The sequence below is a fragment of the Rufibacter sediminis genome (genome assembly GCF_014269285.1).
Classification (GTDB): domain Bacteria; phylum Bacteroidota; class Bacteroidia; order Cytophagales; family Hymenobacteraceae; genus Nibribacter; species Nibribacter sediminis.
This window is the reverse complement of record NZ_JACOAF010000047.1, coordinates 1-2,098: the sequence shown is the minus strand read 5'-3', so window position 1 is coordinate 2,098 and position 2,098 is coordinate 1. Positions and strand designations below refer to the sequence as shown.

Annotated in this window: 2 protein-coding genes; both read right to left on the bottom strand. The window is 54.4% G+C overall.

Translation table 11 applies throughout. The features are described 5' to 3' along the window. Positions 1-190: hypothetical protein (locus H7U12_RS20495; RefSeq protein ID WP_206683965.1), on the bottom strand; the 190-nt coding region annotated here is incomplete at its 3' end. Positions 191-857: 667 nt separating this feature from the next. Continuing rightward, positions 858-2,098 (bottom strand): hypothetical protein (locus tag H7U12_RS20490; RefSeq protein ID WP_186641660.1); only part of this gene is annotated, 1,241 nt, incomplete at its 5' end.

The window sequence follows — 2,098 nt, the reverse complement described above, 5'->3', positions numbered from 1 at the left end:
CGGCCCACAGGAAGCCCAGCGGCGCCTTCTGCTCGTAGGCCAGCGGGCCGGTGGCCAGCTCCCAGAAGCCGCGCCGCACCAGGCTCGCCGCCAGGTAGAGCTCGTCGCGCCACAGCGCCCGGTTGTCCGCCCAGTGGAAGAGCCGCAGCAGCGACCCCGCCCCCACCGCCAGCCACGTCAGGAGCAGCACCAGCCGCCCGCCTCCCCCTCCTCCAGGGGAAAGCGGAGGAACCTCTTCTCGGACTAACAGGGGTGCGGAAAGTACAGTCGGGGAATCTCGGGTAGAAGAAGGCATGTCACTGAAAGGAAAAGATGGAAAGGAGCTTTATACACTTGTGAAAGTTTGCGTCCAGACTATAGCATTCAGCTTGTCTAATTCCCTGGCGTATTCAGCCGCCAAATCCTTTTATGGACGGCGAAAGCTTAGAATCAAGGAAATAGTCAAGACAAGGATTTCAGGAAATCCCAGTATTCTAAATTGGTTTTGAGAAACAGCATCCCTAAAATAGGACTCCAGATAAGCAGAAGAAAAAGCCTCCTTATTTAGCAAACATCTGATGAATACTCTTGCTAAGGGAAAACAATTTCGCAGCCTAAAAACAGCCTCTTTTTAGAATTCCGGCCCTAAAACAGCTGACCAATCAGCACGCACAACCAACATTCACATTCCTACTTTATGCAGGATTTCACCTTCAGACCTTCACCTTCAAACTGATTGTTGATCACTCCCACATCTAATTTTAAAGCTAGCAGTAACTACCTGACTCTAAACTAAATATTCAATCTTAGCGCAAAGCTGACTGAATGAGTACAGTCCATGCTGTATTGGACCGATGTTTCTCCTGGACAGAATAACCTCAAGGCGCAAGCTCAAACGAGGAAACCACGGCATCTTTTCCTCTGAACTTTTCTTCCATTCTCTTCCCGGAAGAAGAGAAAGCGGCCTCCAGAGTTTGTCCGGGCATATAGTTGGCGTCAAAATACCAGGCTGGCTGCTCTACAAAGCCCCCTATGTTGATCCGAAGATAAGAGTCATACAGAAACCATAGCCGCTTTTTCCCTTGTAACTGGCGGAAGGAGGGGGTTAGGTTTTGCAGGTATTCGGTCTCATTCGCGGAGGCAGTTTTGAGATCTTCTCCCTTGATAGCAGTAAACTTCAGACGGTACGCTTCTTTGTAGTAGTCGTAGACGTGCCACATGTTCCAGTACACGTACACGGCATCGCCGGCTTTGTACTTCTCATTGATGAATAAGAGCGCTTCCCGTCCCTTTTCTTTGTTCAGGAAATAATCAGGCTGGTAGATTTCCCTGACGGCATTATACAGGGGAGGCGCAAGCAGCACAGCCACCAAGGCCATCTGCACGGCAGAGGCATTCATCTTTTTCGAGACGAAACCAACGATCTCCTGCGCACAGTACACCATGAACAAGAGAAACATAGGGGCCAGAAACAGCACCAGGCGCTCATAGAAAGGATACTGCTTCAACGCGGAGGCAACGAGCACCAGCAAGACAGGAAAAAACAGAACCGTGAACCGGAAGAAGTTTTTCTTCAGCATCACCGCCATGCCGCCGCCCAGCAGAACCAGCGGAATAAACCGAAGCAGAACGAATACCGCAGGAGAAGCCACTGCAAACCGGAAAGTCTGCCCCAAGGGATTTTTCACAATTTCGTTCGCCTTTTCGAAAAACCACTTGAATAAGGTGGCGGGAGAGAAAGAAAGCGGAAGGTACGCTTGGCAATACTTCTCAAAGAAGACGGTCAGCCACCGGGAGTCCTGGTAGCGTCCCAGGAAGAGGGCGTAGACGGCGGCGAAGGAGCACAGCCACAGGGCGGCGGGCAGCGCGTAGGGCAGGGCACCCCGCCAGCCGCCCCGCCGCAGCGCCCCCAGGCCCGCAGCCAGCCCCGTGCCGGCCAGCGCGAACACCGCCGAGTAGGAGAACCACAGCAGCGCCGCCCCGGCCAGCCCCCAGCCCAAGAGCGCCCTGGCCCCGGGCCGGGCGGGCAGACGAACGTAGAGCAGCAGCGCCAGCACCGAGGCCAGCAGCTCGGTGCTGTACTGCTTGGCCTCCACGGCGTGGTAGACCGCCGGCGAGG